Source organism: Micromonospora sp. M42, assembly GCF_000568915.1.
In the GTDB taxonomy this organism is placed as follows: Bacteria; Actinomycetota; Actinomycetes; order Mycobacteriales; family Micromonosporaceae; genus Micromonospora; species Micromonospora chalcea.
In genome coordinates this window covers 3,280,744-3,287,890 of the sequence record NZ_KK037233.1, presented here as the reverse complement: position 1 = coordinate 3,287,890, position 7,147 = coordinate 3,280,744, and the positions used below count along the sequence as shown (strand labels likewise).

At 71.2% G+C, this 7,147-nt stretch carries 10 protein-coding genes; 7 read left to right on the top strand and 3 right to left on the bottom strand.

The window, feature by feature from the left end; genetic code table 11:
* Positions 1-16: 16 nt before the first annotated feature.
* The 3 genes from MCBG_RS34790 to MCBG_RS14835 are packed head-to-tail and all read right to left on the bottom strand — an operon-like array spanning position 17 to position 993.
* Positions 17-139 (bottom strand): hypothetical protein, encoded by a 123-nt coding sequence (locus MCBG_RS34790; RefSeq protein ID WP_255358605.1) that lies wholly within the window; start codon positions 137-139, stop codon positions 17-19.
* 58 nt (positions 140-197) lie between these two features.
* Positions 198-482, bottom strand: a complete 285-nt coding sequence (locus tag MCBG_RS14840) for a DUF427 domain-containing protein (RefSeq protein ID WP_043330617.1) — start codon at positions 480-482, stop codon at positions 198-200.
* Between the two features lie 40 nt (positions 483-522).
* Positions 523-993 (bottom strand): aminoacyl-tRNA deacylase, encoded by a 471-nt coding sequence (locus tag MCBG_RS14835; protein ID WP_043326342.1) that lies wholly within the window; start codon positions 991-993, stop codon positions 523-525.
* A 91-nt stretch (positions 994-1,084) separates the two neighbouring features.
* Between MCBG_RS14835 and MCBG_RS14830 the strand changes: the two genes are divergently transcribed.
* From MCBG_RS14830 to MCBG_RS14800, 7 genes are all read left to right on the top strand, one after another.
* Positions 1,085-2,470, top strand: coding sequence for an FAD-binding oxidoreductase (locus MCBG_RS14830; RefSeq protein WP_043326340.1), 1,386 nt, complete (start codon positions 1,085-1,087; stop codon positions 2,468-2,470).
* A complete protein-coding gene (locus MCBG_RS14825) occupies positions 2,467-3,810 on the top strand; it encodes a class I SAM-dependent methyltransferase (protein ID WP_043326338.1) in 1,344 nt (447 codons plus the stop codon). Before MCBG_RS14830 ends, MCBG_RS14825 begins: the two co-directional genes overlap by 4 nt.
* Before the next feature lie 91 nt (positions 3,811-3,901).
* Entirely contained in the window at positions 3,902-4,462 is a 561-nt protein-coding gene (locus tag MCBG_RS14820; RefSeq protein ID WP_043326336.1) for a winged helix-turn-helix domain-containing protein, read from the top strand.
* Positions 4,455-5,282, top strand: coding sequence for an SRPBCC family protein (locus MCBG_RS14815; RefSeq protein WP_043326334.1), 828 nt, complete (start codon positions 4,455-4,457; stop codon positions 5,280-5,282). Before MCBG_RS14820 ends, MCBG_RS14815 begins: the two co-directional genes overlap by 8 nt.
* A 78-nt stretch (positions 5,283-5,360) precedes the next feature.
* On the top strand, positions 5,361-5,594 hold the full coding sequence (locus tag MCBG_RS14810; protein ID WP_043326332.1) for a zinc-ribbon domain-containing protein: 234 nt from the start codon (positions 5,361-5,363) through the stop codon (positions 5,592-5,594).
* 419 nt (positions 5,595-6,013) lie between these two features.
* The gene (locus MCBG_RS14805; protein ID WP_369799363.1) at positions 6,014-6,550 is read left to right on the top strand and encodes an IS5 family transposase; all 537 of its coding nucleotides are present in this window, start codon (positions 6,014-6,016) and stop codon (positions 6,548-6,550) included.
* Between the two features lie 10 nt (positions 6,551-6,560).
* Positions 6,561-7,142 carry an IS5 family transposase gene (locus tag MCBG_RS14800; protein WP_051611226.1) on the top strand — a complete coding sequence of 194 codons (582 nt, stop codon included), beginning with the start codon at positions 6,561-6,563 and terminating at the stop codon, positions 7,140-7,142.
* Positions 7,143-7,147: the final 5 nt, after the last annotated feature.

Genomic DNA, 7,147 nt, shown 5'->3' with positions numbered 1-7,147 from the left:
CCGAGGAGTACGCCGGTCACGCCGACGCCCCAGCGCCGATTCGCATCAGCGGGTTCTGCGGCAGCCGGAGACCACGGGCGCCACGGGCGCGGCGGGCCCCGTAGACGGTGCCGGACGGGTCGGAGTGCGGGTCGGCCATGGGAGCATGGTGACCCACCGGGGCCGCCGGGTGCCAGTCACCCCGGCGGCACGGTGACTCAGTCGACGACCCGGACGTCCTTCCAGAACGCCACCCGGTCGCGGACCATCTCCGCCTCCGGCTTCGGGTCGCTGTAGTACCAGACGGCGTCCGGGCTGGTCACGCCGCCGTGTTCGAGCGTGTAGTAGGAGGCGGTGCCCTTCCACGGGCAGACCGTGTGGGTGTCGGAGGGGCGGATCAGGTCCTCGCGCAGGGCCGTACGGGGGAAGTAGTGGTTGCCCTCGACCAGCACCGTGTCGTCGCTCTCGGCGACGACGAGGTCGTTCCAGACGGCTTTCGGCATGTCCTCCACGCTATGCCGCCGGCTCTCCACCGGCCACCGCTCAGCGCGTCGGCTCCTCGTCTGTCACGTCGGCCACAGTCGCGCCGAGCGCGGCCAGCGCTGAGTCCGCGTCGACGGCGACGGCGAGGCCGTGCTCGCCCGCGCCGAGCGTGATCTCCCGGCCGCGCAGCCGCTCGTCGGCGACCACCGGCCAGGCGGTGGTGGAGCCGAACGGCGTGATGGTGCCGCGCGCGTACCCGGTGGCGGCCTTCGCCGCCTCGGCGTCCGGCATCGACAGCCGGCTGACACCGAGCAGGGCGCGCAGCTTCGGCCAGGAGATCACCCGGCCGCCGGGGGTCAGCACGAACAGCAGGTCGCCCTCGCCGCGGCGGACCACGATCGTCTTGACCACGTCCGGCACCTCGACGCCGCGCGCCGCGGCCGCCTCGGCGAGGCTCGCCACCGGGCCGTGCCGGATGACCCGGTACGGCAGGCCGGTGTGGTCGAGAGCGGTCAGCGCGGGATTCGCCATGGCGGTCACGGTAACGCGCGCGCCGACCGTGAGTCGGCGAGGCCATCGTGGACGTCCCCCGAATTGTCGTACCCGCGCGTAAGGTGATCTCATGCACGCTGTCCGTGATCATGAACGGGCGGTGGACACGCTGCGGCGCTCCTACGCCGCGGTGCCCGCCGGGGAACCCGTACGGCTGGCCAAGCAGACCTCGAACCTCTTCCGGCCACGTTCCGCACCGCGTACCCCGGGTCTGGACGTGAGCGGCCTGACCGGCGTGCTCTCCGTCGACCCGGCGGCCCGCACCGCCGACGTGCAGGGCATGTGCACCTACGAGGATCTGGTCGACGCGACGCTGCCGCACGGCCTGATGCCGCTTGTCGTGCCGCAGCTGCGCACGATCACGCTGGGCGGCGCGGTGACCGGGCTGGGCATCGAGTCCACCTCCTTCCGCAACGGCCTGCCGCACGAGTCGGTGCTGGAGATGGACGTGCTCACCGGCTCGGGAGAGATCGTCACGACCCGGCCCCGGGGCGAGCACGCCGAGCTGCACCGGGCCTTCCCCAACTCGCTGGGCAGCCTCGGCTACGCCACCCGGCTGCGCATCGAGCTGCAACCGGTACGCCGTCACATGGCGCTGCGCAACATCCGGTTCACCCGGCTGGAGGAACTGGTCGACGCGGTCGGCGAGGTGGTGGCCAAGGGCGCCTGGGGCGGCGAGCCGGTCGACGCCATGGACGGGGTGATGTTCAGCCCCGGCGAGGCGTACCTCGTGCTCGGCACGTTCACCGACGAGGCCGAGGACGGTCCGTCCGACTACACCGGCCAGGAGATCTACTACCGCTCGTTGCGCCGGCGCACCCGGGACACGCTCACCGCGTACGACTATCTCTGGCGCTGGGACACCGACTGGTTCTGGTGTTCGGCGGCGTTCGGGGTGCAGCACCCGGTGGTGCGGAGGCTGTGGCCGCGGCGCTACCGGCGCAGCGACGTCTACCACCGGATCGTGCGGCTGGAGCACCGGCACCAGGTGGCCGCGCGCGTCGACAGGTGGCGGGGCCGCCCGGCCCGCGAACGGGTGGTGCAGGACGTGGAGGTCCCGCTGGACCGCACGCCCGAGTTCCTGCGCTGGTTCGCGGCGAACGTGGGCATGACGCCGGTGTGGCTGTGCCCGCTGCGGCTGCGCGAGCCCGCCGGCCCCGGGTCGGCGAAGGCGTGGCCGCTATATCCGCTCCGACCGGGCGAAACGTATGTGAACATCGGCTTCTGGGGAAGCGTGCCCATCGCGGCGGGCGCCGCCGACGGGGACGTCAACCGCCAGATCGAGCGCATGGTGTCGGAGGTGGGCGGTCACAAGTCGCTCTACTCCGACGCGTACTACGACCGGGGCGAGTTCGACCGGCTCTACGGCGGGGAGACCTGGCGCGCCGTGAAGGACCGCTACGACCCGGACCACCGACTCACCGGACTGTACGAGAAGGCGGTATCCCGAGCATGAGTCTGACCGACCGAACACCGGGGGCGGCGAGCGCCCCGGCCGGCCCGCCGGCGGGCGGCCGGCGTACCGGACCCACAGTCGCGGACGTGGTCCGCGCGGTCACCACCGGCGACCTGCCCGTCCGGGTGACCGGCTACGACGGCAGCGCGGTGGGCCCGGCCGACGCCGGCATCACCCTGGCGATCCACACCGAGCGCGGCTTGTCCTACCTGCTCACCGCGCCCGGCGACCTGGGCATGGCCCGGGCCTACGTCAGCGGCGACCTCGGGCTGGAGGGTGTGCACCCGGGCGACCCGTACGAGGCGCTGCGGGTCATCAAGGACGAGGTGCCGTTGCGGATCCCGGCGATGAGCGAGGCGCTCGCGCTGGTCCGCGGGCTGGGCTGGGAACGGCTGCGTCCGCCGCCGCCCCCGCCGCAGGAGGCGGCCCCGCGCTGGCGGCGGCTGATGACCGGGCTGCGTCACTCGCGTACCCGGGACAGCAGCGCGATCTCGCACCACTACGACGTGTCGAACGCCTTCTACGAGAAGGTGCTCGGGCCGTCCATGACGTACACCTGCGCGGTTTTCCGCAGTCCTGGCGACACCCTCGAAGAGGCGCAGCGGGCCAAGTACGACCTGGTCGCGGGCAAGCTGGCGCTCAAGCCGGGGATGCGGCTGCTGGACGTCGGCTGCGGCTGGGGCGGCATGGTCCGGCACGCGGCCCGCGAGTACGGCGTCAAGGCGCTCGGTGTGACGCTGTCGAAGGCTCAGGCCGAGTGGGCGCGGGCCGCGATCGAGCGGGAGGGGCTGAGCGAGCTGGCGGAGGTGCGCCACCTCGACTACCGGGACGCGCCGCACGAGCAGTTCGACGCGATCTCCTCGATCGGGCTGACCGAGCACATCGGCGTGCGCAACTACCCGGCCTACTTCGGCGCGCTGCGCTCCCGGCTCAAGCCCGGCGGGCGGCTGCTCAACCACTGCATCACCCGGGCCGACAACCGGGCGCCGCACCGCTCCGGCGCGTTCATCGACAGGTACGTCTTCCCGGACGGCGAGCTGGCCGGTCCGGGCCGGCTGATCAGCGAGATCCACGACGCCGGGTTCGAGGTGCACCACGAGGAGAACCTGCGCCAGCACTACGCGCTGACGCTCGCCGGCTGGTGCCGCAACCTGGTCGAGCACTGGGACTTCTGCGTCGGCGAGGTCGGGCCGGGCACCGCCAAGGTGTGGGGCCTCTACATGGCCGGCTCCCGGCTGGCGTTCGAGCGCAACGGCATCCAGCTGCACCACGTGCTCGCCACGCACAACGGCCCGGAAGGGGTGAACGGGTACCCGCTGCGTCCGGACTGGACGCCCTGACCGGTCGTACCGACGAGAGGCCGCGCGGACCGCGCGGCCTCTCGTCGAAGTCATTGACAAAGAAGTTTTGTACGTACAAACTGATTTTGCCATGAGAGACGTCCTGTACCTGGAACAGCGCGAGCAGGCCGAAGCCCTGCTCAAGCCGCAGCGCATCGAGGTGCTGCGGCAACTGGCCGAACCCCGCACCTGCACCGAGGTCGCGGCCCGGCTGGAGCAGACGCCGCAGCGCGTCTACTACCACGTCAAGCAGCTCGTCGCGGCCGGGCTGGCCGAGCAGGTGGCGCAGCGCCAGGTGCGCGGCATCACCGAGGGCATCTACCAGGCCGCCGCCCGGTCGTACTGGCTCTCGCCCCGCCTGGTCGGCCGCATCGGCGGCGCCCGCCGCGCCCGCGACGAGCTGAGCCTGGGCTACCTGCTCGACCTCATGGAAGAGGTCCAGGCCGACATCGCCGCGCTCGACCGCGCCGCCCCCGAACTGCCGTCCGTCGGCGTCTCCGGCGAGATCCGGGTGCCCGCCGATCGACGGCAGGAGTTCCTGCACGACCTGCAGACGACGCTGCAGGACCTGTTCACGCGCTACGGCGGCGCCGAGGGCGACGCCTTCAAACTCGCCGTGGCCTGCTACCCGAAAGGCGACAAGCATGAGTGAGCCGATGACCATCCGCGCCCGCCTCGCCGCACCCGTGGCGACCGTCCGCCGAGCCCTGACCGACCCCGCCGAGCTGCGCGTCTGGCTGGCCGAGCACGCCGAGGTCGAGCTGCCCCGGCGGTACGAGTTCTGGGGCCGCTACACGCCCGAGGGCGACGCGCCACACCAGCGGCTGCTGCACGTCGACGACCGGACGCTGCGCTTCGCGTGGACGCTCGACGGGGTGGAGACCACCACCGAGTTCGAACTGGAGCCCGACGGCGACGGCACGATACTCACGCTGCGGCAGAGCCACTTCGACTACGCGGAGGCGATGAGCGGCAGCAGCATCCGGGGCGTGCTCCAGACGTACTGGTACCTGGCGATCGCCCACCTCAACGACCACCTGGACGGCCGGCCGCTGCTGCCGCGTACCGACTTCACCTCCGCCGACCTGCGCGGCGAGGTGGTCATCGACGCACCGATGGACAAGGTGTGGACGTCGCTCACCGACTCGGAGCAGGTCACCGCCTGGTTCGGCTATCCCATCGGCGTGGAGCCCTGGGAGGGCGGCCGGTACGCGATGGGCGGCCTCGACGCCGGTGAGGCCGCAAAGGTGTTCGACGTGACGCCGGGGCGGGCGCTGTCCATCGACTGGGGGCCCGTCGGCGTGACGTCCTGGGAACTGGCGGAGTCCGACGGCAGGACGAAGCTGACGTTCGTGCAGTCCGGCTTCGACGAGGGCAACCCGCCGTACGCGGCGTGGAGCGGGAACGTGGCCGGGTGGGCCGAGCTGCGGCGCTTCCACGAGGTGCCCAACTGGAAGCCGATCTGGCTGTAAGGAAGGGCCCCCTCTTAACGCCTCCGGTAGAGGAGGGGGCCCCTTTTAACACGGCGCCCGGGTGGGTAATGCCGGGCGATGTTCTTCATCTTCGGGCTGCGGACCAAGGTCGTCCGGTCCGGCGTCGTCACCGAGGTCTGCCGCAACTGCGGCAACCAGGCCGCCCAGGTGATCACTCGCCGGGTCACCAAGTTCAGCCTCTTCTTCGTCCCGCTGATCCCGCTGCGCACCCGGTACGCACAGCAGTGCACGTTCTGCGGCGCCGAGTACGACATCTCCCGCGCCGAGGCCGAGCGCCTCCCGGTCGGCTGACCGTGACCCGCTTCCTCTACTGGCTGATCGGCCGGCAGCCGGCCGCTCCGGTCGCCCCGCCGGTGCACTCCGCCGCCCGTCCACCCTGCACCCCCGGGCGGCGGCACCACCGCCGGCGTCGCCGGGTCGCGGGCGCGCAGTCGCCCCGCTCGCCCTGGAACCGTTCCGCCGACCGCTGACGCACCGTGTTAATAAGGGGCCCTTCCTCTACCGGAGGCGTTAAGTGAGTGTTTGAGATTTGGGGTGCGGCGGCGTGTCGGGTTGAGGTGAGGGAAGGCCCTCGGTAGGTCCGGTGGTGTCGAGCCAACCGTTTCCATACCGAGGGCCTTCTGATGACGTTGTACCCGATCACTGTCACGCCGTCCGCGTCGCCCCGCCGTTATCCGTCGCAGCGGGTGCGGCGGGAACGGGAACGGGCGGTGCGGCGGCGGTATCCCAGTGATCTGACCGATGCGCAGTGGGCGTTGATCGCGCCGCTGGTCACGCCGGTGTCGGTCGGTCGGCGGGGGCGGCCGCCGTCGCATCCGATGCGGGCAATCGTCACGGCGATCCTGTATGTGGCCTGCACCGGTTGTCCGTGGCGGGCCCTGCCGCGGGAGTTCCCGCCCCCGGGGACGGTGTACTGGTGGTTCGCTCGATGGCGCGATGACCACACGTTGATGCGTCTGCACGACCGGTTGCGGGAGCAGTGCCGTACCGCCGCCGGACGGCACGCGCATCCCAGCGCCGGAGCGATCGATTCTCAGTCGGTGCGCGCCGCGGACACCGTGCCCCGACACAGCCGCGGTTTCGACGTCGCGAAGAAGGTCAACGGCCGTAAACGCCACATCGTCGTGGACACCATGGGCCTACTCCTGGCCGTCATGATCACCGGCGCGCACGTCAACGACCGCACCATCGCCCGTGACCTGCTCTGGCGCACCCGGCTGTTCCACCCTCGCTCGATGGCGCGATGACCACACGTTGATGCGTCTGCACGACCGGTTGCGGGAGCAGTGCCGTACCGCCGCCGGACGGCACGCGCATCCCAGCGCCGGAGCGATCGATTCTCAGTCGGTGCGCGCCGCGGACACCGTGCCCCGACACAGCCGCGGTTTCGACGTCGCGAAGAAGGTCAACGGCCGTAAACGCCACATCGTCGTGGACACCATGGGCCTACTCCTGGCCGTCATGATCACCGGCGCGCACGTCAACGACCGCACCATCGCCCGTGACCTGCTCTGGCGCACCCGGCTGTTCCACCCCCGCCTACGCCTGCTCTGGGCAGACGGCGGCTACATCGGCACCCTGAGCACCTGGGCCCGCCACGCCCTCGACCTCACCGTGCACCTGGTCCACAAACTCCCCGGACAACACACCTTCGTCGTGCTGCCCCGACGCTGGGTCGTCGAACGCACCTTCGCCTGGATCAGCAAGAAACGCCGCTGCGTCCGCGACTACGAACACCTACCCACAAGCCACGCCGCCTTCGTCACCTGGGCCATGATCCACGTCATGGTCACCCGCCTGGCCCGACACACGAAACCGGCCCAGGCAACCCACACCTGAGCCGG